General features: G+C 41.8%; 17 protein-coding genes and 6 pseudogenes. 13 read left to right on the top strand and 10 right to left on the bottom strand.

Going from position 1 to position 25,698, the window contains the following annotated elements; all coding sequences use genetic code 11:
• The first annotated feature begins 1,453 nt into the window (after nucleotides 1-1,453).
• The 4 genes from DAI21_RS22705 to DAI21_RS22690 all read left to right on the top strand — a co-directional run bounded on the left by DAI21_RS22705 (nucleotide 1,454) and on the right by DAI21_RS22690 (nucleotide 4,438).
• Nucleotides 1,454-2,218, top strand: coding sequence for a tyrosine-type recombinase/integrase (locus tag DAI21_RS22705; protein WP_107704372.1), 765 nt, complete (start codon nucleotides 1,454-1,456; stop codon nucleotides 2,216-2,218).
• A gap of 415 nt (nucleotides 2,219-2,633) precedes the next feature.
• Nucleotides 2,634-3,374, top strand: a complete 741-nt coding sequence (locus DAI21_RS22700) for a helix-turn-helix domain-containing protein (RefSeq protein ID WP_107704371.1) — start codon at nucleotides 2,634-2,636, stop codon at nucleotides 3,372-3,374.
• Nucleotides 3,346-3,846 (top strand): hypothetical protein, encoded by a 501-nt coding sequence (locus tag DAI21_RS22695; RefSeq protein WP_159075456.1) that lies wholly within the window; start codon nucleotides 3,346-3,348, stop codon nucleotides 3,844-3,846. The genes DAI21_RS22700 and DAI21_RS22695 overlap by 29 nt, the downstream gene beginning before the upstream one ends.
• Before the next feature lie 322 nt (nucleotides 3,847-4,168).
• Nucleotides 4,169-4,438, top strand: coding sequence for a FaeA/PapI family transcriptional regulator (locus tag DAI21_RS22690; protein WP_107704369.1), 270 nt, complete (start codon nucleotides 4,169-4,171; stop codon nucleotides 4,436-4,438).
• 919 nt (nucleotides 4,439-5,357) lie between these two features.
• On the opposite strand, the pseudogene DAI21_RS22685 reads toward DAI21_RS22690, so the two are convergent.
• Nucleotides 5,358-6,521 (bottom strand): annotated as a pseudogene (locus tag DAI21_RS22685) (IS3 family transposase).
• A gap of 42 nt (nucleotides 6,522-6,563) precedes the next feature.
• Nucleotides 6,564-7,018 (bottom strand): annotated as a pseudogene (locus DAI21_RS22680) (DDE-type integrase/transposase/recombinase); the annotation flags it as partial.
• Nucleotides 7,019-7,169: 151 nt separating this feature from the next.
• On the opposite strand from DAI21_RS22680, the pseudogene DAI21_RS22675 reads away from it, so the two are divergent.
• Both DAI21_RS22675 and DAI21_RS22670 read left to right on the top strand, forming a co-directional pair.
• Nucleotides 7,170-7,535: pseudogene (locus DAI21_RS22675) on the top strand (VOC family protein).
• 1,132 nt (nucleotides 7,536-8,667) lie between these two features.
• Nucleotides 8,668-9,051, top strand: coding sequence for a hypothetical protein (locus tag DAI21_RS22670; protein ID WP_107704368.1), 384 nt, complete (start codon nucleotides 8,668-8,670; stop codon nucleotides 9,049-9,051).
• An 84-nt stretch (nucleotides 9,052-9,135) separates the two neighbouring features.
• On the opposite strand, the gene DAI21_RS22665 is transcribed toward DAI21_RS22670, so the two are convergent.
• From DAI21_RS22665 to DAI21_RS22655, 3 genes are all read right to left on the bottom strand, one after another.
• Nucleotides 9,136-10,380, bottom strand: coding sequence for an FKBP-type peptidyl-prolyl cis-trans isomerase N-terminal domain-containing protein (locus DAI21_RS22665; RefSeq protein ID WP_107704367.1), 1,245 nt, complete (start codon nucleotides 10,378-10,380; stop codon nucleotides 9,136-9,138).
• A gap of 1 nt (nucleotide 10,381) precedes the next feature.
• A complete protein-coding gene (locus DAI21_RS22660) occupies nucleotides 10,382-10,705 on the bottom strand; it encodes a hypothetical protein (protein WP_107704366.1) in 324 nt (107 codons plus the stop codon).
• Between the two features lie 81 nt (nucleotides 10,706-10,786).
• Nucleotides 10,787-12,118, bottom strand: coding sequence for an EAL domain-containing protein (locus tag DAI21_RS22655; protein ID WP_159075454.1), 1,332 nt, complete (start codon nucleotides 12,116-12,118; stop codon nucleotides 10,787-10,789).
• A 499-nt stretch (nucleotides 12,119-12,617) separates the two neighbouring features.
• Here DAI21_RS22655 and DAI21_RS23575 point away from each other — a divergent pair, with 499 nt between their 5' ends.
• From DAI21_RS23575 to DAI21_RS22640, 3 genes and pseudogenes are all read left to right on the top strand, one after another.
• Nucleotides 12,618-13,385, top strand: coding sequence for a winged helix-turn-helix domain-containing protein (locus tag DAI21_RS23575; RefSeq protein WP_107704364.1), 768 nt, complete (start codon nucleotides 12,618-12,620; stop codon nucleotides 13,383-13,385).
• Nucleotides 13,378-13,857 carry a hypothetical protein gene (locus DAI21_RS22645; RefSeq protein WP_107704363.1) on the top strand — a complete coding sequence of 160 codons (480 nt, stop codon included), beginning with the start codon at nucleotides 13,378-13,380 and terminating at the stop codon, nucleotides 13,855-13,857. Before DAI21_RS23575 ends, DAI21_RS22645 begins: the two co-directional genes overlap by 8 nt.
• A gap of 577 nt (nucleotides 13,858-14,434) precedes the next feature.
• Nucleotides 14,435-15,061, top strand: a pseudogene (locus DAI21_RS22640) (RNA-guided endonuclease InsQ/TnpB family protein); the annotation flags it as partial.
• Here the strand turns inward: DAI21_RS22640 and DAI21_RS22635 are convergent.
• Nucleotides 15,042-16,208: an RNA-guided endonuclease TnpB family protein gene (locus DAI21_RS22635; RefSeq protein ID WP_107704362.1), complete on the bottom strand. Its 1,167-nt coding sequence runs from the start codon at nucleotides 16,206-16,208 to the stop codon at nucleotides 15,042-15,044. The pseudogene DAI21_RS22640 and the gene DAI21_RS22635 overlap by 20 nt on opposite strands.
• Nucleotides 16,209-16,265: 57 nt before the next feature.
• Here DAI21_RS22635 and tnpA point away from each other — a divergent pair, with 57 nt between their 5' ends.
• Nucleotides 16,266-16,691 (top strand): IS200/IS605 family transposase, encoded by a 426-nt coding sequence (gene tnpA / locus DAI21_RS22630; RefSeq protein ID WP_234419543.1) that lies wholly within the window; start codon nucleotides 16,266-16,268, stop codon nucleotides 16,689-16,691.
• Nucleotides 16,692-17,477: 786 nt separating this feature from the next.
• Here the strand turns inward: tnpA and repE are convergent.
• Both repE and DAI21_RS23130 read right to left on the bottom strand, forming a co-directional pair.
• Nucleotides 17,478-18,230, bottom strand: a complete 753-nt coding sequence (repE, locus tag DAI21_RS22625) for a replication initiation protein RepE (protein WP_107704360.1) — start codon at nucleotides 18,228-18,230, stop codon at nucleotides 17,478-17,480.
• A gap of 468 nt (nucleotides 18,231-18,698) precedes the next feature.
• Nucleotides 18,699-19,343: pseudogene (locus DAI21_RS23130) on the bottom strand (RNA-guided endonuclease InsQ/TnpB family protein); the annotation flags it as partial.
• A gap of 775 nt (nucleotides 19,344-20,118) precedes the next feature.
• Between DAI21_RS23130 and DAI21_RS22615 the strand changes: the two are divergent.
• The gene (locus tag DAI21_RS22615; protein WP_107704359.1) at nucleotides 20,119-20,505 is read left to right on the top strand and encodes a conjugation system SOS inhibitor PsiB family protein; all 387 of its coding nucleotides are present in this window, start codon (nucleotides 20,119-20,121) and stop codon (nucleotides 20,503-20,505) included.
• Between the two features lie 1,214 nt (nucleotides 20,506-21,719).
• Here DAI21_RS22615 and DAI21_RS22610 read toward each other — a convergent pair.
• Nucleotides 21,720-22,091: pseudogene (locus DAI21_RS22610) on the bottom strand (VapC toxin family PIN domain ribonuclease).
• A gap of 151 nt (nucleotides 22,092-22,242) precedes the next feature.
• Here DAI21_RS22610 and DAI21_RS22605 point away from each other — a divergent pair.
• Complete coding sequence (locus DAI21_RS22605; protein ID WP_107704358.1) at nucleotides 22,243-23,361, top strand: PIN domain-containing protein; 1,119 nt, start codon at nucleotides 22,243-22,245, stop codon at nucleotides 23,359-23,361.
• 694 nt (nucleotides 23,362-24,055) lie between these two features.
• Nucleotides 24,056-24,682, top strand: coding sequence for a DNA-binding protein (locus DAI21_RS22600; protein ID WP_107704357.1), 627 nt, complete (start codon nucleotides 24,056-24,058; stop codon nucleotides 24,680-24,682).
• 32 nt (nucleotides 24,683-24,714) lie between these two features.
• On the opposite strand, the gene DAI21_RS22595 is transcribed toward DAI21_RS22600, so the two are convergent.
• Nucleotides 24,715-25,425: an RES family NAD+ phosphorylase gene (locus DAI21_RS22595; RefSeq protein ID WP_107704356.1), complete on the bottom strand. Its 711-nt coding sequence runs from the start codon at nucleotides 25,423-25,425 to the stop codon at nucleotides 24,715-24,717.
• Nucleotides 25,426-25,698 lie beyond the last annotated feature (273 nt).

Below are 25,698 nucleotides of genomic sequence, written 5' to 3'. Positions count from 1 at the left end.
ACAAAGCAAAACGATTAATATCCTTTAATATCAGTAGCTTATGTGTTGCGTGGGTTGGGAAAAATAATTACATTAGAATGGATGAAAAAAACCGTATAAATGGTTATTTTGAAAAAATACAAAGAAGTCAGCGATATTAATGGTATGACATAGATCCTGTTTTACCGTCATGCCAGGGATTTAATATTGTAAATTACAGTAGTTAATCCTGCAAAGTCATCCTTCCACAGAATATGTTTTTTTAAGCACATACTCCATGTATAAGATTTATAAAATAGAAGACTCTGGAGCAACCCTGGCTACCCGGTCAGTCAAAAGCATCAGCGTTTACCTTCAAAGAACTGAAAAGAGATGACAAGGAGATTTTGATCAGGCTAATGCCTGCCCAGCCTAAGCACCGAAAACAGCCGTACTCAGGAGAAACGATATCGCTAAAATACTTTACCCTGTTTTACTTACCAACTTGTGTTGAACGAAACGGCGAACCAGAACATGATGTTAATCATATACAGATATTCGTCATTCCACTTATTGAAAGATAACGTTGATAAATAATTATGCAAAAAAAACCGCCTATTCAGACGGTTTTGAAATCATTTATCTTCCGCGCGGACAAGTAGTTTCCATGTGTTGGAATGCCCTGGTTTCGCACAATTAGAACATGGGGGGAACTTTGAACAATTGCGGTTAATAACATCTTCAAATCCACAGGAATCACACTTATAAATTCCAGGATAGAGAGGTTCTTCACTGATATTCTTTACTTCTTTGTATTTAGCCTGGTTTGATGAAAGCTTAACTTTTTTCGAACTGGCGTACCATGCCATGAGAGCACCTTTATATTATTAAGAGCAATATTACCCACTGCCTATATAGGGTTATATTCTCATAAATTAAACCCCCGTGGCGGCTTTATGCCAATAATTAAGAATTATCATCATTTGTCTGATAACTTTGCTGTGCAACCACCCTGCCCCGGGTCGATGTCACCACTCAATGCCTGGAACGGCTTCCTGTCTGAAGACTTTACAACATCGATTTCAGGCGCCGGTACCATCGAGGACGACACACTGGCATGCCTGCTGCGTCTTAAAGAAAAGTACTTCCGTTTTCTGTAATTTACGGCAACCTGGTTGCTACACTTCTCCTGGGGAAGAGACCACAATATACAGTATCCTGAACCCGCAGGGCTGCTATATGTGGTACAAAAAGGATCCTTAACGGATCCTTTTGCGATCGTACGACATAAGTTTATGTTTCCGCTTTATGGTATATTACCTTTTAACGGAAATCTGATGATCCTGCTGCTGCGAGTTTTTCCTGTAGCGGTGCGGCTTGTAACAGGCGAAAATAGACTCAGATTATTACCAGATTGCGCTACGTGAATTTTTTCTGTTTTTCAGGGGTAATTGACAGCAGATTTTACGTAGCGCATCCTGTTTTGTGAGGTGTCATGTCCCTGCCTTCTGTCACTCTTTATCCATCAGATACGCCAGACCGGCTATCTGCAGGTCCGGATTATGGTCGCGCTTTATCTCTGCGCCGTATGGCCATGCATTATACGGAGCTCCCCCGTTATCTGCTTGCACCTGAAATTGCAGCTCTGCTTCATTATATTCCCGACTGGGTTCAGCATGGTCTGATCAATACCCTCTGGAATACGGGTGCCCGCATCAACGAAGCACTGGCATTAAGAAGGCGGGATTTTCGGCTCAACGATACTGTTCCACATGTTGTGATCCGCACGGCCAAACAACGCCGAAGCAGTGGTGGTCGCCCCGCAAAAGGAAAATCGGCCAATCGTGTTGTCCCTCTTTCCGATGTTGCATATGTCACTGAAATGAGGAATCTTTTTGCCAGTACAAAGGAAAAATTTGAAATTGATTCAGTGACAGGGGAAAAGCGTGCACTTCCGGTCTGGAACATTACCGATCGCACGGTGAGAAACTGGCTGAAGGCTGCCACCGACCGGGCAGAACGTGACAATATCAGAATGTCGATTGAGGTATCCCCTCATACCTTCCGGCACAGTTTTGCCATGCAGTTACTGTACGCTCATACACCACCCAAAGTACTTCAGTCATTAATGGGTCATGAGAAATTTGAAAGTACTGAAATTTATACAAAAGTTTTTGCTCTGGATGTTGCGGCAAGTCAGAACGTGACATTCAGCATGCCTGTTGCAATGGCACTCAAGCTACTTAACCAGCCAGGCTGACCTGATAAAGTATCTAAAAAACGGTACAAAAAGGTATTCTCAATAGATTCATCCTGCTTCTGCACCACTTCAACACCTGAAGAAAAGCAAAAAAAGTTGAAGCAGGATCGTCCACCCTCATTTTCAGTGCCGGCGTCACTCTCCCCCTTACCTGTGAAGTAAAAATTCTCCCATCTGTGAAAACTCAGGAATGACAGAGGAAATCTTTCACGTGACCAGGCGATTCATGGTTTGTTTTTAATCTAAGATGAGAGCCCTCTCTTGAGCATCATCTGAAACATTAAACCATCCTAAAATTATGGTTTTAACTATCAGTTAAAAGTATCGTCTGTTTATATGATTAAGGGAGGATTGTTTGCCACGATAATGATACTTAGCTATAGTAATGATTTAAATAAGATAAAAATCCATTCCTATGAAATTCGTCATTTGTACAAGCATTATTTTTACATCTGGTGACGGCGTTCTCAGGAATACTGAGCTGCCGGGCACAGAAGTTACCCTGACGACTACTGCTTGCCGAGTTTTTGTCTATCTGCTTGATAACGCAGGTAAAGAAATCTCCCGGGATGAATTGCTTGATGCCATCTGGACACAGTACGGACTTGCTCCATCTGAAAACTCACTCAATCAGTACATTTCTATTATCAGGCGAGGTCTTGCAGAAGTCGGTTCCCAAAGTGAAATTATTCACACTATACCCAAAAAAGGATTCATCATTGAAAAGGAGTTAATTACAAAGCATGCAGTAGCGTATTATGAAAAGAACAGAGGGTTATCGATTCATTACGGTGTGCTGAACATTATCACTGCTGTTCTGGTCCTCATTTCAGTTATCATTTTCGTTCATTCAAATTTCACTGAAAATAAAGAAGATAACATCAACTCTCTCTTCGAAGTTGATATGATTGATGGCTGTGAAGTGTTATCCCTTCAGAAAATTAGCGAAGGAGATTATCGTAACATTAAACCTGAGATTATCAGACTTACATCTAGAGAAAGTGGTGAACTGGTGTGCGAGAAGGACGCATTTTATTTATTTGCTAATGAAAAAGGGTTTACAAAAAACAATTATGGACGATTTTTCTTAAGTAGATGTATCAAAATTAACGGGACGGTACAGAATTGTGATTCATTTTATCAAAATAAAAAATAGTCTTTCCTTGCTTTTGTTTGCTGGAGCCGTGATTTTTTTAGTCTTAACGATTATGCTTAGGTTTAAGACTGATTACAAAATTCCTGCTGAAGGAATGAACTGTACTGCTAATGTACATTATATTCTCGGGGAAGGAAATGAATACCGTGGAGACGTGAGATTCTCTTACGATGCTCATGGGCGCGGACTGTTCGCATATTCAGGTCAGGTTTTCAAAAATTCCATCAAGGATAGCACATTATTAAGAATACTGTACTTCGATATCGCATTTGAAAATAATGATTATTTTCAAATTTCTAATTTTGATATCAAAAAAAACATAAATGATACAATGGACGACGCATCATTCCATAAACAAATATTTGACTTATCATCTGGACCTCGCAGATTAAAAATACGTAAGCTAACAAATACAAGTTACATTATGGGGAATGTATTTTCGCCTGTTATGATATGCATAACTGATGGATAATCGCACCATATTAGTTACGTACTGATCTGACTAAACGGTACTTTAGTTAACAACCGAAATAAACATCACGTCAATGAGTTCCAGTGAAGAATCAACAGATGTCATGTTAAACACCTCGTAACAATGGTATGACACCATCTTACGTTAATAGCATACATCGATGTAAAGATACCTGGTAGAGAAGTTACACCATGTAGATGATTATTTCATAAATTTTTATAAAATAGCTTATTTCTCTATTTATGACGTTTTTTACGTTATAAATTGCCGCAGAATGAAATTTCAATAAAATCACTCCCATAATTTACACCATGAGGAGCGGATGATGATTAATCTTTGCGGAAGGATGCAGGCACAGCAAAAAGACCTGGTTGCATTAACCACCAGGGCGTCCAGCCAGTTAAAACTCGAGAGCATTCTGAGCTATCTGAGAGGAAAAGGAGATACTGGTGCAACAACACGTGAAATATCAGACCACTGTGATCTATCTGTTTATTCCGCCAGAAACTGGCTGTTGAAACTGGAGGAGAAACACTATGTGATATTAGTTAGTGACAGTATTCGCAGCAGTAAATGGAAAATTGTTAGCTAATTAAAAGGTTACAGAAATCATAAGCTCATGCATTGACATACCGAAACGAGAACCATGCCTTTGCAGTAATACTGCGAACAATATCGCTGCGATTATTCATGCCGAGAGGAGCATTGTCCACAGTAGCAATGCTTCTTTCATTATTGATAATTAATCTCAGTAAAGTATAACGAACCATGCGACGAAAGTTAATATTTTCTGATGTGGTCATTTCATCACTGTGAATCTTCATGCGTGAGATTGGCTCACCTTTATTACAATGCAAACACAATGTTTGTCCTCAATGCCTTCCATCAGAATGGCTAATTGAGCGAATGAAATTATAAAACAGTATCTTCTGATATACTTCCTCCCAGTTACTCTCCCCGCGTAAAATTACTTCAAGAAATATTTCGGCATAACACAATAAAACCTAACCCCTGATTAAAATCATCAGTCAGAGATACACCCGTGTCTTTCTATTATTACTCTCTTCTCATAATGACCGCCATTTAGCATTCAATAAGACACATTATACGAATAATTATCATAATAATGAAAAAATTAAATTGCCAGGATGCTCATGATAAAAATACAAGAGAGAACAGAATCTACATTTCAGATAGATTTTGACTGAACTATCGTCGGCACTGAAAGTGCATCTTAGATATATTAAAAACTCTTTTAATGAATCCAATATCATTGAACGTTTACTGGAGAAGTGAATAAACGAGATCTTCATGCAGGTATACTGGACGGAGGAAAAGGTGACGATATTGGGTAAGCCCAGGCTTGGTTTTCTCACACGGCATCCGGAATCAACCATTGCCACGCCTGTAACGGTCAACAAAAACTGACCACCGCGTTAGCGTTTTCCAGTATCGATTTTCTGATTCGTTTGGTGGCAACCTGATCCTACCCACGTAATATGGACACAACCCTAAGCGAGGTTCTGGTTTTCAAACTGTTCCGGACTGAGACCGCCACAGGCACTGTGACGACGCCACCGGTTGTAATCGCATTCGATATAATTAAACACCGCTGTCCGCATTATTTCCCGGCTGGCAAAGTCCTCTCCGTGGATACATTCCACTTTCAGAGTGTGGAAGAAGCTTTCCGCGCAGGCATTGTCGTAACAACAGCTTCTCACGCTCATACTGTCCCGCAGATTATGGCGTTTCAGTAAGCTCTGGAAATACATTGAACAGTACTGACCGCCGCAGTCGCTATGCGACGATGACGTTTTCCGGGCGTTTACGCCGCCACAGCACCATCTGTAACGCATCGCAGGCAAGTTGTGCCGTCATCCGCGAGGACATCGACCAGCCAATGACTGACCGCGACCACAGGTCGATAACCACGGCCAGATATAGCCAGCCTTCAGCGGTGCGAAGATACGTAATGTCACCCACCCACTTGTGATTCGGGCCGCTGGCGAAAAAGTCCTGCTTCAACAGTTTCTCTGATACTGGCAGACCATGCTCGCGGTAACTGACCGGGCTGAACCGGCGCGAGGCTTTCGCCCGCAGTTCCTGCCGGCGCAGGCTGGCAGCCACGGTTTTTATGTTATACACCAGTCCCTGAGCACGAACCTCGTCCATCAGGCGTGGCGCACCATAGCGCTATTTTGCGTCACTGAATGCCTTCCGGACGACGTTATCACAGACAAGTCGGAACTGCTGACGCCGGTTTATCTGATGACGACGCTGATGCCAGACGTACCAGCCGCTACGGGCAACCTGAAGTACACGGCACATGGCTTTGATACTAAACTCAGCCTGATGTTTTTCGATGAAGACATACTTCATTTCAGGCGCTTCGCGAAGTATGTCGCGGCCTTTTGGAGAATGGCCAGTTCCTCATCCCGTTCTGCCAGTTGACGCTTCAGACTGGCAATCTCAGCGGATATCTCCTGTTCGCGTTCAGAAGAAGAGTGCTGATTTTGCTGTTTACTTCGCCAGTTGTAGAGCTGTGATTCATACAGACTAAGTTCGCGGGCAGCTGCGGCCACACCAATACGTTCAGCCAGTTTCAGTGCTCCGTGACGAAATTCAGGCGTGTGCTGCTTGCGTGGCTTTTTGGTAGTCGATACAGGCTTTGTCATGAGAGTCACCTCTGGTTGAGAGTTTACTCACTTAGTCGCGTGTCAACTATCGCTGGGTAAGAACAACCCACCATTATATTCGTGGGGCCTGAGTGCGCTGTTATATCCAACGATATAGTCCGTTATGGCATGAGTAGCCTCGCTGAAGCTTACGTAATCTGTTACTGGCACCCATTCGTTTTTCAGACTCCGGAAGAAGCGTCTAATGGGCTATTATCCCAACAGTTTCCACGCCGGCTCATACTTTGTCTGATACGGTAGCGCCACAGTAACAGCCGGAACTGCCTGCTCGTATAATGACTGCCCTCTTCGCTGTGGAAAATCACTCCTGCGGGCTTACCCCGAGTTTCCCATGCCATTTCCAGTGCTTTCATGGTGAGTCTACTGTCCGGCGAGAACGACATTTCCCAGCCCACTGGCTTTCCTGCAAACATATCGAGAACAACAGCGAGGTATGCCCGGCGTTTGCCTGTCCAGATATAGGTCACATTACCGCATCACCTAAATCGCCACGGATAATCTAGACACTTCCGAGCCAAAAATGACTCTGAGGTGTCTGTTAAACCTGTGGCGACTCAGTTAGAGTCATAAAACGATCGCAGGATGTAATGCGTATTTGCCACATCAGGAGTTAGAAAGGAGCAAACTATGGATTATAAACCTGAGCACGGAAATATTGATAACATTGAACTGGCTGTCAGTGATATTGAGCGCTCTAAAGCATTCTATGGACAGGTTTTCGGCTGGAAATTCAAAACCTATGGTCCTCGCTATTGTGAGTTCAGCGATGGTCGCCTGTTCGGGGGACTAACAACACTCAGTGAGGTCAGATTATCAGCGGGACCGCTCATTATTATTTATACAGATAATCTTCAGGAGACTCTTAAGGCTGTAAGATCTGCGGGCGCCACGATTATATAACCAATATTTTCTTTTCCTGGCGGCCGCATGTTTCATTTTATCGATCCGGATGGCTATGAGCTCGCTGTCTGGTCGGATGATGAAGTGCAGTAGAAATTTATCCGGCAGGCCATGTCACTAAGTATGAAAACATGTATCGATCCACGCTTGCACAGATGCGCAGGCTGAACTGCGCTTTATGGAAATGTCTATAAAACCCCAAGCGGTTAGCAGCCCTGTGCCTGGTACCGACATAGCAAATTCTACGATACGCTAATTAAGGTGACCTGCTTCTCATTGATTAAGACAGTCATGTGGTTTTTGGAGTTGCGAACTTCCGCTGTTCGCTCATAGCTGCCCGTCATGCCAGCTCAAAAAACAGGCTTAACGTAGGATATTTTACGTTTTCCAGGCGGACCCCAATTTTGTCGACTACAGCTGGGATGATTCGCGTTTAAATTCAGAACTGAATTTTCTTCTTTCACTGGAGCGGCTTTACTGTCTGAAGTGTTCATAGGACCTCTTCTCAGGTGGCCAAATTCATTGTGTCACTAAAGAGCATGGAAGTGCCGTATGAGGGTAATTCACTGCGGATGGATGCTACCAAATCATCAAAAAGAGTGTTCAGAAGCTCAGGGCCGAAGTTATGATGCGAGACACCTGATTTAGAAGAATTAGAGGCAATGTATAAATGTCCTGTCAAAACACATTGCCAGCAGGCTTGCAGCTTTATTTTAATAAACAACCTAAATGTTTCCAAAAACTGATAAGACGTTCGGATAACATTAACTTCTCTGCCTTCAGGACATTCACGATCAGCGTAACTGGGCACATATTCATTCAGTATTTCGAAATTCGCAAGATTTATAACATAACAACTCAAAAATCATTGCAATTATCACACTATCTATATTTCTAGATGTTACAAATTTGAAGGCGCTATCATGCAATTAATTTAAAACGGCGTCAGGAGATTAAAACATCACCTTTCTTTAAGAATGCGACATTTAGTTCCAGCGCTACCGTTTTTGAACATTTAATATACTATTTTTGTCAGGGATAACTCTATAAATATTTAAAATAGTAGAATTTAATTTTTTTATTAGTAAATTTACTCATAAAATTACATAGTTATGGGCTGGGTTGTTTTTATGATCATTATCAATGACTTACATTAAGATGGTGCGTAATGTATCCGCAACAACTGATACATTTTTCCCCCGTTGAAAAGGTATGGTGTGCTTTAATGCAAGATGAGACTGAACAGCTAAAGCTTATGGTAATTGATTGTCTGGCGTGTCCTTCTACAGGTACAATGTTTATGTTGGTCTACTCTGAAAAAAACAGGAAGTATGTTATCTGGTTTACTTCAGATAAATTACCATTACCCGGAGAATCAATCGAAATAAAAAATGGAAAAGTTTTTATAGATGGTGTTCATGAACTCTTCAATGTAATGCAGATTAGCTATATGGAACCTGGTGTCTGGAAGTTTATAGAAAAAGGTATCACCTGCCCGGGTAGAAAAGCGTTACATCCCGAATTTTGTACCTTAGAACATCGATGTAATTTTAGAAAATGCCCGTATGGTGTACAAAAATACAAGTCGAGTCTAATTATGGCTCAGTAGTCAACATATTTATTATTCTAAATATAAACCATACCATCGTGATATTTAATGGCCTCAGTGAGGCCAATAACGCCAGAAGGTTGATTAAAAATCGTGGTCCGAGCTGATAATACGTACGCGCCAGAGTTCCAGGAACCTCCCATCCAGGCTGGACAAACCGTTTTCATCTACTGGCATAGCGACTTCTGCTTCGCCATGTAACCCAAGGTTTATGAGAACGCCTCGTAGCAAGGAGGTATAGTTTGCAAGTTTTAGCGTAATGTTTTTATTTTCGATATCTGTATCTTCAAGCAATGTTCCATCCGTTTTATAACGACTTAGCGCGATACTTATTTCTTCATTATCATTTATTTTTCTGTCCCCAGAATACAGGATATGATAAGTGATATTGTCATCAGTCCTTTTGATGTTCGACTTCTTAGTAAATTTTTTTAACCACTTAGCATCTTTGTTTGCTTCTGTGTTTAACCATCGTTCACGCGAGTCATTGATTCGCAAATTAGCAGATGCAAGCAAATTTTCGAATTCCTCTCCCTGTAGACGTTTACCATCTTGCATAGCTTCATTTATACCGTAAAGAAAAGCGCTACGTTCGATGGAAGCTCCCTGTTTTTCATGCACATCAAGGATGTGACTTAAACTGTAACCTGCCGCCATTCCTGCGGCGAAATCTTCACGCTCACTTTGTTTAACAGGTAAGGATGGGGACTGAAGTTCTTTAAGCCGGCGTTGAACGCTTTCCAGGGTATGTTGCTGCTGGCTATAATTATCTTTCGCATGTTCAACGTCTTTCGATAATGCTGAATTCGATTCTTTCAGATTCGCAATAAGAGCATGTATTTTTTTCTCTTCTGGCGTCGCTTTAACCGTTTTGACAACCTCTTTCAACCACAAACCAAATTGTGATGCATATATTTTAACATTTTCATCAGTTAATACTTTTGGTTCATCGATAATGGTTTTGTTTTCATTTTGAGGTTTTGCAATAACTTCGCGACTATCATCTTTATTTTTCTGTTGTTTTTTTTCTGTTGGCGTAAACTTTTTTTGTTCGTTAGTATTTTGAGGGACTTGCTTAGTTTCACTCTTTTTTTTCTGTTTTTTTACATTTGAAACCTGAGGCTTCTTAGCTTCACTTGTAGTGTTTTTTTTTTGATCCTGCATTTTCCTCTGAGACTCATTAATGTTTGTTTCTTTACTTTTAACTGATGAGTTACGCTGCTCCCAGTCATTAGCAAATGACCACATATCTTCAGCAAAAGCCTTGTGACTTGCGGTAGAAAACAGGGTAACGGTAAGAAAGAATGCAAATGCATCAACCTTTTTCACATTAAACTCCTGGTTTGTTCGAAAGCCCTTTCAAGGTTTCAGCACGAATATCTGAGCATATACTGATTGTAGAGAACCGATAGAGTGAATCTATTGCTCCTTGAGTAGCAGTATTAACCGAGCCTCTGACGTGGGAATAATCAGCAGCACCTTTCATCATTTGAGTAAAGCGTGCATGTAAATCTGCATATTTAGCTGGATCTACCTGCTTCAACACATCAAGTTCGCTTTCACAATTTTTTAAATCATCGTAATCATTACTCTGATTGTTCGATTTTTCTTCTGAAATTATCTTATCTTTTGTGTAATCATCTTTCGAATCCATGGATGAACAACTCGTTGTAAGACATGACATTAAAAAAACCATTGCATACTTATTCATTTTTGACCTATTTTGATAAATTATTTAGTTAAAATATGTTCTCACATATTTCAATAGTGAAATGTTACTCGTTACGTTAAGCTTTCTCATGACTGACCTTTTATAACGGCTCACTGTTTTTATGGAGCATGACATCTGGCATGAAAGCGAACTGATGGTCGCTCCATTAGCCAAACCCATAGCAACGCGATTCTCCTTTAAAGTGATCTTAGATAAATGACAATTGTTGCAGCAAAATGCTTTACGTCTCTTATTGTGTGTACTACGCTGTACTAGTAATGAACCAATACAGTTCTTAATGACTTCCTTTATATTCAAGTTTTTATTTTCAACTTTTGCATAACTTAAGACATGTGGACACGTGAATGTCGGATAATTAGAGTCATCGTGAATATGAATAAAACGCTTATTGGAAGCATTAAATCTATGATAAGGATTTGATATCATCTTATTACAACTAAAGTGACTTTTAATGGTAGAATCGTCAAATATGACAATATCTGCATCCAGGGGATAAGTAACAAACTGGATATCTAAATTATCACAAAAATCGACTCTCCCTACTAATTCGGAAGCATTTATCATCCCATTTATCAGGAAATTATTTGTGCTATCAATAAAAATTGATATTTTATTATGTGATCTGGTCAGTAATGCTATATAAAACTCATACGCTCTAAGATATATCTCTTCAGGAACATCTATCTCAAGAACGATTTCTGGCCAAAAGAATCCTTGCCCCATTCGTGCTTCAGTTTTTGACAAAATCGAGAAATCATCAGTAGTTTCAATCCCTTCAACAAGAACCGCACGATAGATAGGTAAAACTTCATTTATAAAGTCATTGAAGAGTTTCTTATTTCTTATCACTTTTTTATCGATTTTGATACCATCACACTCAATTTTATTCAAGTAGATAAAGCTAAGCATGCTCTCATCAACATCATCCATCCAAACTTCGAACCCAGCCTCGCGAAGTCGTTTGATACCAGTTTTAACCTGATGAAGTTGTGGTAATTTCAAATGAAGAAGCTTAATAGTGTCTTGCAACTCAAATGTGATTTTTTTTCCATCGCAATGACTAATAATAGCAGATATCAAGTCAGTATTTAAAAAGACAGTAAAAGGAAGATTCATCCATAAACAAACACTATTTGCCTTGATGACAGCTATCTGCCAGAACGTGTATGAAACCAGTAATTCATCAGTTAAAGACGAGAAAAAGACTTCAGGATCCAGGTCCTTCAATGAAGTAAGTACTTCATACCCGATGACATTTCCATTCTCGACAACAACCAAAGGTTGTAGTCGCAGCCCTGTAATGTGCTCTAAAGGAGATGTCATTTTTTTTGTCATAATATCATTCATCGGCTTACGAACGCACTTCCATTGAATTGAGTCTGGCTTTAAATTAAGTATTACACATGCTCTGATTTGCAGAAATATAATACCCGTGTTGCATCATTAAAAATATAATGAAGCGCATGCGCACAAACAACGATTAATTCATGATATCCCCATCAAACTAGCGATACATCTCACCTGTTAAGTGTAATAAGACAAAGTTTCCACGATATAAAACTCTGCATTCTTTAATCAGTAACGCATTAATTTTTTATTAGACGCATCCAAAATTAACAAAAACACAACACCCGATCGTTGTTATTCACAGCGTTATTAACATAAAAGACAGCATTTAATGACATATTGAAAAATATACTTTTTATTATTAACTTGAAAATTAATCAATCTGCACAATATTATGATAGCATTCGCATGATGCTACTAGTAATAAACCACACCTGCATACACAGAATTATATGTTGTTGCCAAATCACTCAGTAAGGGTAATTTAATGAATTATATAATCGAAGAGTCATTATTTTACCGTACTGTTGATGGTACTATGTGGGAGATCGACAATCCGGAAAATAAAGTTGTGCTAAACGTCTCCACAAATCGTTTACTGATGACACTCTTGAATCACCAGGGTGTAATATTGGAACGTGATAAAATATTAAAAATCGTGTGGGAAGAATACGGGCTTAATGCATCCAATAACACACTTAATCAATATATATCGATGCTAAGAAAGATTTTTGTCTCCTTCAACGTCAATTCCGAAGTCATCAAAACCATACCAAAAACAGGTTTTATTTTTAATAACGAGATATCTATAAAAATCGTTAAAAATAAGGACACAAGCGTTCTTGACTTAACGAAAGAATTAAGCATTCTAAAAAAGAATAAATTTTCGGCACGCAATCATTCAATATTTATTTTGATTCTTGTGTTAATAATACTGATGTTAGCATCGTTCCAATTCAATCCAAAGAGCGAAACCTCATCTTCACTTATCTATAACTACAACGGATGTCCTGTGTATAACATAAAGTTGTACAAACATGACTCATTGATCCCCACCATAAAAATTATTAATGACGTAATCTCTTCGTCAAAAATGCAATGTGACGTGTCCGGATTTTTTCTCATACACGTTGATGCTCACGTTATAAACTACGCGAAAGGGAAGGTTTTTCTTTCTTATTGTATGAGAGACGATAAACAACACTATCAATGTAGAGATTATTTAACTAATGACTGGAAGCAAGAACATGATTAAAATGAAAATTATAATCATGATGTCGGTTTTATTAATTTTATTTATGGCTTGTTTTTTTATTTCTGTCAATCAAAACAATAAGTTAAATTTTTCATGTTCATCATATTATGAACAAAAAGTTCTTGATAATCAATTCATGATGATTACAAATAACATTATTACATTCTCTAAAGATGGTAGTGGGAGTCTTTCGATGGATGGAGTTGTTACTCATTTTGATTTGACTTATAAAGTGCGGAGAGACTATCACTTCAAGTACACACATAAAAATAATAACATTTATCAACTTTTTGATATTGAGGTTTTAACTGCAGGGCAAGATAATACACATCAGTCATTACTCGATCAAAATTTTTTCTCTGTACAACGAACTTCTCCACACACTATTTACATAGGCACACTGGATATTCTTGATAAGGCTCATATAATTGGGGGATTATACGCACCGGCGTTTGTATGTATTTCTGAATAATTTCTGTGTTTTTAAAGGTATAAGAATACGTTGTCAATTTATTATTTCGCTTTTATACTCAAAGAACAAAGAAGAAGATTTTATACCCATAAAGATTAAACTTTTACGACTTATAAGTCATTATTGCCTGATATGCTGATTGTGTCATTCAGCACTTTTATTTCCCGTAATTCAATTACACAGAACAGGCAATTGATGCAGCGCCAATAGTTCTAAGCGCATTCAAAACTTCCTCATAAATGCCAGATAAGTAAAGCATGAGGTTATGTAGTGCGGGTTCGCCGCGGGTTTTAACAGACATCTCGGATGTCTTTCATGGACTGATCTCACTACAGTAGATATATCCTGTCTTCATTATAAGGTCAGTTAAAGTCTTCCGGGCTTACGCCGCCGAGGTAACTGTGACACTATGCCCGGTTGTTGAACATTCCGGTTTGTCTCCTCCCCCACCCTAAGGGTGAGGATTTCCCCTTTAACACAACCTGCCTTAGCCATATTAAGCAGCTTTATGGTTTTCAATCGTTCCGTAGGCTAACACCGCCAGCCCCGCAGCGTTTACATTCTTCGCGGCATTTACGTCAAGACCGCCAAAGACGCCGCTGGACGGTACTTTGTATCATGCCTCTGCGAGTTTTAACCTGTATCACTGCCGGTCACCGCTAAATATGCGAAGCGTCTGGCACTACTCCAGCGCCGTCTAAGCAAAAAGACCAAGCCTCGAAAAACCGATCCATAGCCCGCATCCACGCGTAAATTGCCGATTGTCGTCTGGATAACTTGCATAAGTTGTCCCGCACACTGATTAACGAAAACCAGGTTGTTTGCGCTGAATCCCTTGCAGTGAAGAATATGATCCGCAACCCGAAACGAGCCAAAGCGATAGCAGACGCGAGATGGGGGTGAGTTAGTGCGCCAGCTTGAATAAAAAGGTGAATGGGCGGGGCGTAACGTCGTCAGAATTAACCGCTTTTTCCCGTCCTCAAAGCGTTACCATTGGTGCGGGTATATCTATAAAGCATTGCCACAAGGCCTGGAGAAATGTCACTGCCCCGAATGCGGTGCAGACCATGACCGTGACATTAGCGCGGCACGAAATATAAAAGCGGTTGGGCTGACCACGTTCGCTTGTGGAGAGTCTTTAAATCGTGACTGCTCCCCGCGTAAACGGCGAGGTTTCCCACTTCTTAGGCTGCAACTGGCATAGAGCCAGACTTACGCAAGCCTCGATGGGCTTTGACGACGTGACCCGCCGCCATTAATTCTGTTATGCCCTTGTGCTGTATGTTGATCGCCGCGTTGATATCGCGGTCATGTTCAGCATTACAGCCAGGGCAAGTCCATTCGCGCACTTTGAGCAGCATTTCTGGCATCTTGTGACCGCAACAATGGCAGGTTTTCGAGCTGGCGAACCACTGATCTAGTTTGACCAGGTGGACGCCCGCCGACTCCGCTTTGTACGCGAGTTTAGCCACAAATCCTGACCATGCCGCATCCCCGATATAACGGGCAAGGCGACGGTTTTTCATCATATTTGCTGATTTAAGCGTTTCCACAATCACCGCTTGGTTTTCGTCGATAATTTGTCTGGAAAGTTTGCGCTGAAAGTCAGCGCGGGCATTGGCTACCCGTTCGTGTTGTGCGGCAAGGCGCAAGCGAGCCTTGCGACGGTTTGCGCTCCCCAGCTTCTTACGGGATAGCGACTTGCTGTCACGGCGTAAGCGGCGGTATGCGTTGACCAGATGGCGGGGATTCGCCTCCTTGCCGCCGTAATTGCCAATCAGGTAGTGAGATAACCCCAAATCATAGCCCGCCACGCGGGTAATAAAGGTCGGCTTTGCAGCCGCTTCCTGCCCATCGTCTGCGAGGATTGAGGCGTAGTATTTTCCCGCCGCGTTGCGGGAGATCGTAATGCTCGAAACTTTGCCTACGATCTCCCGGTGAATATTTGCCCGGATAGCGGGGATTTTCGGCAACTGGATAGCGTCAGTTAGTACCCTCCCGTTGGGATGATAGCTGGATTGCTTGCCATGTTTGCTTTTAAAGACGGGGAATCTGGCTTTGAGCTTTTTGTTAAAGAAGTTGGCAAATGCCTTATCCAGATTGATCACCGCCTGCTGTAGCGCCAGTGAGTCATATTCTTTGAGCCAGCTATAGCGGCGTGACTTTTTCGCCACTGCCAGCAAGGGCTTAATATCGCGCGTTGGCTTGAGGGAAACGCCGTGGCGCTTGTACATGTGGCGGCTGATATGAAGGGCTTTATTGTACGCAAAACGCACTGCGCCGAACTGCGCATTTAAAAATGCGGCTTGCTCTGCGTCGGGGTAAATGCGTACTTTGGTAGCTCTTTTCATTTTCAGTGCTCAGGCATAGAATTCGCACAATGTAGGGTTTAGTTCGAGGTTATGCAAGTGAGTGTACACGACAAGGCGTTTGAGGGTTATCTCTCACGTCGCCATAGTGTCAGCAAACTGGTTGTGCATCTGATATTTACGACAAAGTATCGCCGTAAGGTTTTCGACGGCATGATGATCCAGCAGATACGTGAAGCTTTTCAAAGTGCAGCGGAAAAGCTGGAAATTGAGATTCTGGAAATGGACGGCGAAGCGGATCATGTCCATGTATTGATAGCGTACCCGCCGAAACTGTCTATCAGCGTGCTGGTGAATAATTTGAAATCGGTCAGTAGCCGCCGGGTGCGCATCCTGAATACGAATTTACGCAAGGTGAGTAAAAGCGGGGTGCTCTGGTCACGCTCCTATTTCGCCTGTAGTACTGGCGGCGCAACAATAGAAACATTGAAAGCTTATGTTGCCTCGCAGAAAACCTCTGATTAGCTCCCCTTATATCCCCGCCCGATTGGGCGAGGGTTTACGGGGCATACGCTAAACCGCTTAACGCGGCTTAGGTTCGACCCCGCGAAACAAGAATCCCCTTCCTTTAGAGAGGGAAGTATCAATTGGTTTAACATCATGTGCTTAGTCAAGGTCACCACTGGAAAACCTGCATTCATCTGTGACAAATCGCCCTCATTATTTTTTTTTGATTATCTATGGAAGTAGGTCTGTTTCCTGTAATACATTTGCAACATATGCCAATTGTGACAAATCACCCTCAGCATCTGTAATGCGATACTTTCTGCTTTAAGGGAGCTTGTTGCCTCCTAAAACGTTTATGTTCCATAGCCACAAAGACTCACATCAACGCAGTTTGTTCATATCTGTGACAAATCACCCTCCCATTCATCGTCTTTGTCAGCACACATTGTGCCTACATAACGACACGGTATAAGACGTCCTGCAACTATCAAGTGTGACAAAGGACCCTCAAATTAAACCATCATATCGAGAGATTGATATGCATAAATACGATATAAATGACTTACCTACTGAACCAGGCCTTATAAAGGAAAAAGAAAAACAATTACGTTACAACTTCCCTCGATTATAGGTTTCTGTCAACGCAAGTGTGACAAATCACCCTCAAACTGAAGATGTGCATTCTCGTATTATTTCGTTGATATTTAAGAAAAAATGATAATAAGATGTGAGTAATCAGATTCAAATTTCTAGAGAGATGATGTGATACACCAGACTCTAGTACTAAGATAACGTGGTTTTCACTTACGGCAGAACACGTTGATCGTCGAAATAGCTGAACACAATATGTGTGGTCTGGCGCCCCTTCTTTTTCTCAATGTAAGTGACTTCCATTGGTGTTCTCGTATTGATTTCTTCGATAACTGGAAGGAGGAAGCGGCGGCGGAAATCAGGCATGCGCAGATAACTTTGAGGCAACTGATATCGCTCCATTATCCATTCGATTGTCAGTGATAACACGCCGGAGCCATCTGGCTTACGATACTGACACAGTGATTCATAGAGGCGTAAAGCATAAGGATTTGTGATTTCCTTTGTTTCACTTAACCTGAATTGCGTAAAGCGATTTTGCAAACCGATAAAATATGGAATTAGGAAAGGATTAATGTACACGCTGTATACACCCCTGGCAGGGCTATAGGCCCTTTTAATGAACCAAGGAAAGGACTCATAGCCTTTCTCCTCTCCGTCGTCTTCTTCTGGGCGATAAACCGTGATTTCTTTACCTGCGAACCCCTTGAGGGCATGACGGATATCTTTACTAGCTTCTGCAGAGGTTAAACCAAAGGTCTTAGCGTAATGTGAAACCTGAATTTCACATTTCCCACCATGCTCATCCTGCGTACCGTCATATCCCCTTATTTGTTCTACAAAGAGGTATAGCATTCTTTTTTGATCGCGGGTCAGACTGTATGCCGCTTCAGTCAATTCGTTAGACTGAACAATACGTGGACTGTTTTTGCGTCGCCTAGCATTTATCAGAGGTACATCGGTCATCCTGCTGCCTATAGAAGTGTGACAAACTTAAAGGTTGTCACTGAATAATATCTCTGTCAATAAGCTTGTGGTTAAGAAGGAAATCCAAGTGCAATTTGTCACAGATCTAAGGGCAAATTGTCACCTGAAACAGCATTGAAAGAGGGCAGATTGTCACACATAGAGTGCAAATTGTCACAGTAAAGCAGCTGAAACGCTTGGTACCAAAGGGCTGACGATACCCCTAAAAAGATCTATAAAAAGATCTATAAAAAAGATCTTTAAAAATAGCTGTGTATATGTGGATAAAAGCGTACGCAGTTATATCGGCTTCACGACCTTGCGCTTACTCGCCTGTTCGCGGGCTTAAGCCCGGTCACAGGTCTGTGTCGAGCGCTACTAGCCTCTTAACATCAAGGTATTGGATGTAGCGAATTATTGTTTTGTTCATATCCTCCGCGCCCTGAAGGACGTGGATTCCTGCTACGTTCAGGCTGTCGCCTGAATCATTTCATTAGGTACCGCTAACGGGCAGCCTGACTGCACCATTCCTCCACTGGCAAGCTTGGCGTGTCCCGCCGATAAAATATTACGAGCGCCATTTACATCAGCTTTTGCTATATGACTACAGTATGCGCAACGCTGACAACCACGCCAGAGCTGCTTGTATTCAAGCTGGCGGCGTAATTCATACTAGCCCTGATCCAGTATCGATGGCTTTGCCCGTATATTGCGTCCCGGCTGCTTGAATGTACCGCTGCGAACATGGACATGTTAATACCTTTAAATACTTAATGACGATCATTGCGTGGTTTTTGCAATGGTCGTTGTGACTTCGGGAAGATAGTCTCTGTAGATGTTTGCGATACAGGAATGCAGTAACTGAATTTTGCGTTTCTGCTTCTGCCAGTTGTTGCGGAATTTACCCTCGTGGCTTAACTAGCGCTGAAGTGTAGCCAGCTTCTTCTGGGTTTTCTGAAAAGTGTTTACAGGTATAAAGACTGTTCCATCTGACAGCGTGGAGAGTTTAGCTACGTCAGCATCCAGACCTACCATCGATATTGAAGGTGGAAAAACTTTGTATTCTGTCTGAATGCTGATATACCACTTACCGTATGACTTGCTGTCAGTGACGGTTTATTCTGCGCTCAGAATATTCTGAGTGAATTTTATATGTACGTTCACAGTTAAATACATTCTTAACAGATAAGTCCGAACTGGCAATTATCTTTAGCCTTTGGATAGTTTAGATTGTTTTTTTTCAGCACATCTATCCCGAAATATTTCATCTTCAAGGTTAACAGGTGGAACATTTTGTTCCTGTCACTGTGAAGTATTGAATCATTTCAATACTTCATAAGGAGCCACATATGACAATCACAAAAAACGCGATTGAAAAACTTAAATTTTAAGTTGCATGACTCACAGTCGAACTGCCAGTGGCCCTGACTATTTAAGGAAAATATTTTTCTTAATGACTGCAAGATTTATGCTTCAGGTTTTTAACCCGTTGTAAGTTTAACGACCTGCATTTAAATGAACAGTGATTGCATTAATTTACAGCGTTATATGTCGCATTTTTTATCTATACGTTAATTACTATCGTAATTTGCCTATCCTACAATCTCAGCATTGCATCATGACGCAAACACACCTATTCTCGTCATTCTTTGTGTTGCATAATTTACACTTATAATTTTAGGAACACTTAATTAAAGCTTTTAACAAAAAGTACATAATTTTCTATGATGCTATCAAACGCATTTAGTTATGGTAATTATTATTATCTCGTTTAATCACTTAATCTCACTTAATTGAACTTGAGTTCGTGTTATCATTACTGTGTGTAAGTTATTTTCAAAGTATATAAATCTGTCTTACATGTATCATATGGTAGTAAGGAAATTAAATGACTCGAAAGGAATATCGTTATCTCTTAAAGGAAATAAACACCATGAATTCACTTGAATTAAATGCATGGATTCAAAGAGGTGATACAGAACGGCATGTTCTAACCACAGCGTTAATGAACCTTTTGCATCCACCTGAAGGATGGATAGTCAGCGAGGGGGTAATCAAAGAGCGTGAAGGCGCGCCTCCAATACGCCTTCATTACTTGTCCCCCGGGAGTGATTTTTGCCTGTCTGTCTATAGTCCAGGTCTTTCATCCAAAAATTGGGTTACAACGCTTATGTCAGCTCATAGCTCGGAAGTCAAATTCGAGCTTCAAACAGAGAAATTTCAACCTGAAATCATAAATTCAATTCTTAAAACTGCTGACAGAATGAATTATTAAGTTAACTATTAATTTTCACGGATTGCTTTAAACATTCCCTGTTGGAGGTTGGCTTACTGATGTAAGTGTTTCGACAACGAAGATTATTTGTAAATTAATGCAAAACTCAGTCTTATGACACAACAGCGTTTTCTAGAAAACTTTGGCCAATCATCATGAAACCGATCAATAACAAGATTTAATCTTTGTTCCTTTATGAACCCCTTTTGCTCAAATTGCCCTGGAATTCTATTCATACCTGGACTGAATCATCATGATACTAACCCTTCCGGGATGGACTGCCAGATAAAACTATCGTTTGAATCCTGTAGGTATACAGATTATATCGTTTAAAAAAGTTATATTTTGCGTTTAGGATTCGTTTAAATTTATAAGGCTATCCTTTAATCCAGAAGCAACCAGTAAGTTGTTATTGACCTTTTGATTTGGTGTAGTAACATTGTTATCTGTATCATTACTGATTTTTTTAAATTATACAGAAATCATTATAAATGATGTCGCGAGACTGTTTTGTTCAAATATGTCTGTGTAGGTGCAGTCATGCCCGAACAGAAACATATGGTACAACAGTTTTACGCCGCTATATGGCGGCAGTTCTTAGCCATAAGCGATAAGCGTTCATGTTAACTAAGTTTTGGACAGGCTTGGGAAAGCAGTAAGGGATGAACGCTTTTCGGTTGTGACTGAGTCTCACAATCCAGTCCAGAGTTTAGCCGTTCAATCGAGCGGCCTTTTTTGGCTCTCAGATGGATAGTTTAACTCCTTCCACTATTCATCGTGTTCGCTGTTCCCGGACGAGAGCCGCCACACTTTAAATTCACATAAAGCAAGGTGGTTATATCAATTGTCACTAACTCACAGTATTTATAGCGGTTATTTCTTTTAGAGACTATGCTTTATAAAGATATGTATGATATGGAAATATTAAGTGCCCTTATGTTTTTATCCAGCCAAGCGGCTGTATTACTCATATTTGGCCTAATTTGCCTTTTGCATTCATATTTATCTTTTCCAAATTGAGGTGAATCCCCCTATGCGGAGGGGCAAACCAGTCAATGCTCTCAACATTGTCGTTAGTTACGCGGGTCATTACTGCTGGTTAATGGCTCACCTGGAGGCACCAGGCACCTCAAACCTCTTAATGCCAATCCCTACTCGGTATCAGAACGGGGGAAATGGTAAACACAACTCATAGACCCTTCATAACTTTGTGATCAGTTAACCCAATCATTCCAGAATCAGTCCCAGTACCTGCGCGGATTTCCTGGTATTGTTGGTTACCAGTACGGCGATGGGAGCGATGGCATGTCCGGAAATCGCCGTGTCGTTCGGACCGATCGGCGTCCCGGCTGCAGCCAGTGCAGCTGTAATTTCCGTGGTGGTGCCCACCGCTGCCCAGTCCCAGGCCAACGCGGCATCAAAGCAGATACAGAACGCGAGGACCAGCTGGCCGTGACGTGGGGGAGCCTTCCTGCCGATTGCTCCGAAGCTCATTTCTCAGTAGGTGTTAGCGGCGCCATGATATGGTGGTTGCGCAGTACTGCCTGCTCAAGCCGCTTCAGTATGACTTCCGGTTGCTCACGCATGATTAACGAGCAGATACCGGTGTCGAGCAAAAGCGGAATGGACTGAACTGCCGTTCACTATTTAACAACTGCAGTAACGGCATATCCCTGACTTCATCTGCCTTTTTCTGGCTGATATAGTGATCTGAAAATCAGCTGGTCAGAGATCCGCATGGAACTACAGACAAGACTCGTGTTTATTGACACCTCTGCATACGAAACAAAAAAACTCCAGTTCGGTCATTTCGTTCTGGCCAGGCTTCAGCAGCTCGTCGAAGACAAAAAAATACACCTGCTCATCACCGATGTTGTTCGCGCAGAAATAGAATTACATCTGAAAAAATACGCTGAGACGGCGGTTAAGGAACATAAAAATTTCCGTAAAAAAGGGAGTTTTTTATGCGTGGCCGACGAAATCACTGGAGGTGGCCTTTTCCCGGAGCTCACCTCAGAAGCGGTACTCAGCGTGGCTATGAAAAAATTCCGGGCGTTAGTTGATAACGGGTTAACGGAATCCGTGTCCGTCGCTGACGTAAATCCGAAACTCATTTTTGATGCTTATTTTTCCCGCGCCGCACCGTTTCACCGTGAGGCGAAAAAGTCAGAGTTTCCGGATGCGTTTTCCCTTGCCGCAGTGGATGCTGTGGCTAGAGCTCGTCACCATAAGGTATATGTTGTCAGTGCTGATGAGGACATGGCAGCAGTCGCGGCGGCTAATGATAATTATATTTACCTTCCAGCCATCGATACGCTGCTAGACCTGGTTAACAGGAATGATGAAGAGCTGGCGGAACTGTCCACATTTGCGGATGGTATTTTGGAGCAACTGAAGGATGACGTGATAAGGATGGCACGGGAACATCTGAATAGAGCAGAGTTCATGCCCGTATCCTCCGGAGAGTACGAGCCGGAGATCTATGAAACAGCGATAACCGCAGTCAGCATTGATGAAGTTCAGCTGATTGACGTCAGCAAAGATGACGCTACTTACGACATCACGTTTAAAATTGATGTCATGGCCAAATACGATTACGAAGATTACTCCGGCGCTATCTGGGATAAAGAAGATCGTGTGTACTATGGAGTTGAGGTCTCCAGTGATTCCTATCGTCATCAGGAACAGTACACGGCGGCGCTTGAGATTGGATTTTTGTACGGCATAAAGGCAAACGCGGAAATTCATTTTCTGAGTTTTGACGACAGTATCTTCCTCTTGGAGCTGGATAGCGCTGAACATATTGATTATGTACCAGTTGTCGCAGATGAGCCTCAAATTCCCGATCCCTTCTGAATAACAGTACCAGGTGCTGCAGGCCGCTACGCAGCACCCAGCCATAGAAGAAACTGGCAGTCTCAGGACACGGCTGGCATGCATCCCTGAGATATATCCCTAGGCGGGAGGTGAAGTGAGTTCACAGAAAAGCAAAAAAGAAGAGTTATAATTTTCAATCTTTCAATAATCCGACAATCGCAACAATCAGTCATTTTCTTTGACTATCCTGCAATAATTTTTCATCTCTTATCCTGAGATCCGAAAAAAGGTAGAGTCGGATCTTTGCCGGTGAATCTTTCAAGAGAGCAGTATAGATAAGGCCTAGATCGGATTTTCGAAAGGTTTAGTTCAGGCTTACAGTCAGCTATGAGCGCAGAATGTGTGCAAACCCTAACCAAAAGTCGAAATGCGTGAGGTTATGCAAAGACTGGAGTCCGATCGACTGGTCAACTGCGTCAATATTTACGTAGGAGCGCATTTTTCGGCTCTGTTCTACACCTTTTTTGCGATCGCTAACTTTTTCACACAGCCTGAGCGATGCGTGGACCTAAAATGCCAGTAATGCGCGTCTGCAGCAGTGCAACATAAGATATCCGCAGCTGTTTCGAAACCTGCGTCTATACGTCTGCAGCGCAACGATGAACATTTATTGCTCTTTGATTTGACACTTTACCAATGATTTAATAGGATAAGTGTAAAAGAGAGGTGAAGCATGAATAGTACACTTGAAAAAGAAGTCCCGGCTCCGAAAACAAAACAGCAAGAAGCTGTGATGAATCGTATACATCACCTGGCCGCTGAGCTTGTTGTGAAGTGGTCGAAGGACAAGAATCTTGGGAAAGTGCTTAACTCTACTGATACCGAACTCGCACGAATTATTTTTGAATCACAGATTGAACGAAACTCAGAAATGTCTCCTCGCGAGCTAAGAAGAATCAGTGCGCTGACTGAGGGTACAGAGAAATTCTCAAATAGACTGAAGGAATTGGGTGGAACTTGCCGGGCGAGTGTTGCTGCGGATATCTTGGGTGTTAAGCGTCAAACGGTCAGCAACAGACAGAAGGCGAACAAACTTCTGTCGATTAAAATTGGCGAAGAAACTCGTTTTCCAATTTTTCAGTTTGATGGAAAAAAAATAACTGACGGAGTAGAGGAAATTCTAGCCGAGCTGGGAGATATCAGCGACGTTACGAAGATATCCTTCTTCACAGGTCTAAAATTTTTCGGTGACGAAAATATCAATGTTATTGAAACATTGAAAAAATATGGCAGCGATAGCTCACACATGGATGTGATCAGAAAGCAGGCTGCGCTTTTTGGTCATCAGGACGCCCATTAAAAAAAGTGGCCCGGAGAGCCGGGCCACTTCGCTTATTTTTTGCCGTCTTTGGACACATTGAAGCGTAACGTTTGGGTCACGATTTCAAATCCAGAGATGTCTTCTTCCTGCCAGTTCGGTGGGTAGTTCCGCTTATCAGAATCGACATATGAATCAACAGGACTATGTTCTACATCGACAAGAGGACCATCCATCCCCTCGCGTTTCCAGAACGCGGTGCATGTCCCTGCGCTACTATAATGGCGTGATGCGTAAGTAACCCCATCATAGCCATTCTCAGAGTTATTTGCAGCCCAGTCGGTAATAGCCTGGGTTACGCTCTGGTCGTCGCCCATCGTTTTATCTGCGGTAATATGCAGCATAGCCTGCAATTGAGGCATATCGATGGTTGTCGTTTCACGCGTTGTTTCCAACGTATACAGCTGGGCTTTTACCAAGTCGCTCTCACCTAATGTGAAATTGTCCGGGTCTTGCTGGTAAACCCTTCCCAGAGATTCAGCTATCGCAACAGAGGAGCAATCTGCCGTGTAGCAGACGCCAGTTTTTGCGGTAGGGTCATTATACCGGCCCATTTTCTTGGGGTTTGTTGGAGCCGCGTAGTGAACGCCAGACTCGTACTCTTCCCACTGCCACCGCTTTTGCTGAACAATCCCACGAACTACCGTTGGGATTTGTCCCTGTGCTTCTAACTTACTTAGTTGTTCATGGAGGGGTTCTCCATTTTTTTGATTCTTTCTTGCCATTTGATACCACCGTTACGTTTCAAAGTTTCTCTAACCATAATTTCACCATTTCTGGGTTATGGGATGACTGTACAGCCAAAGTGCTTGCCCAATGGCCACATGCTTGCTATCCGGCGAGTGAATACTCAAAGGAGTACGCACTTACACCGGTTGCGATATCTTAGGTATTATCCGCACCGTCTTCAATGTATTGATTTACAATAAGTAACTTTATTAACAACAATTGAGATAGGGATTCATATAGATACAGTGTGTAGCACTGTGGAAGCATCG

The sequence above is a fragment of the Lelliottia sp. WB101 genome (genome assembly GCF_003051885.1).
Taxonomy (GTDB): Bacteria; Pseudomonadota; Gammaproteobacteria; order Enterobacterales; family Enterobacteriaceae; genus Enterobacter; species Enterobacter nimipressuralis.
The sequence above is the reverse complement of the archived record's forward strand: the minus strand, read 5'-3'. Positions and strand labels throughout refer to the sequence as shown.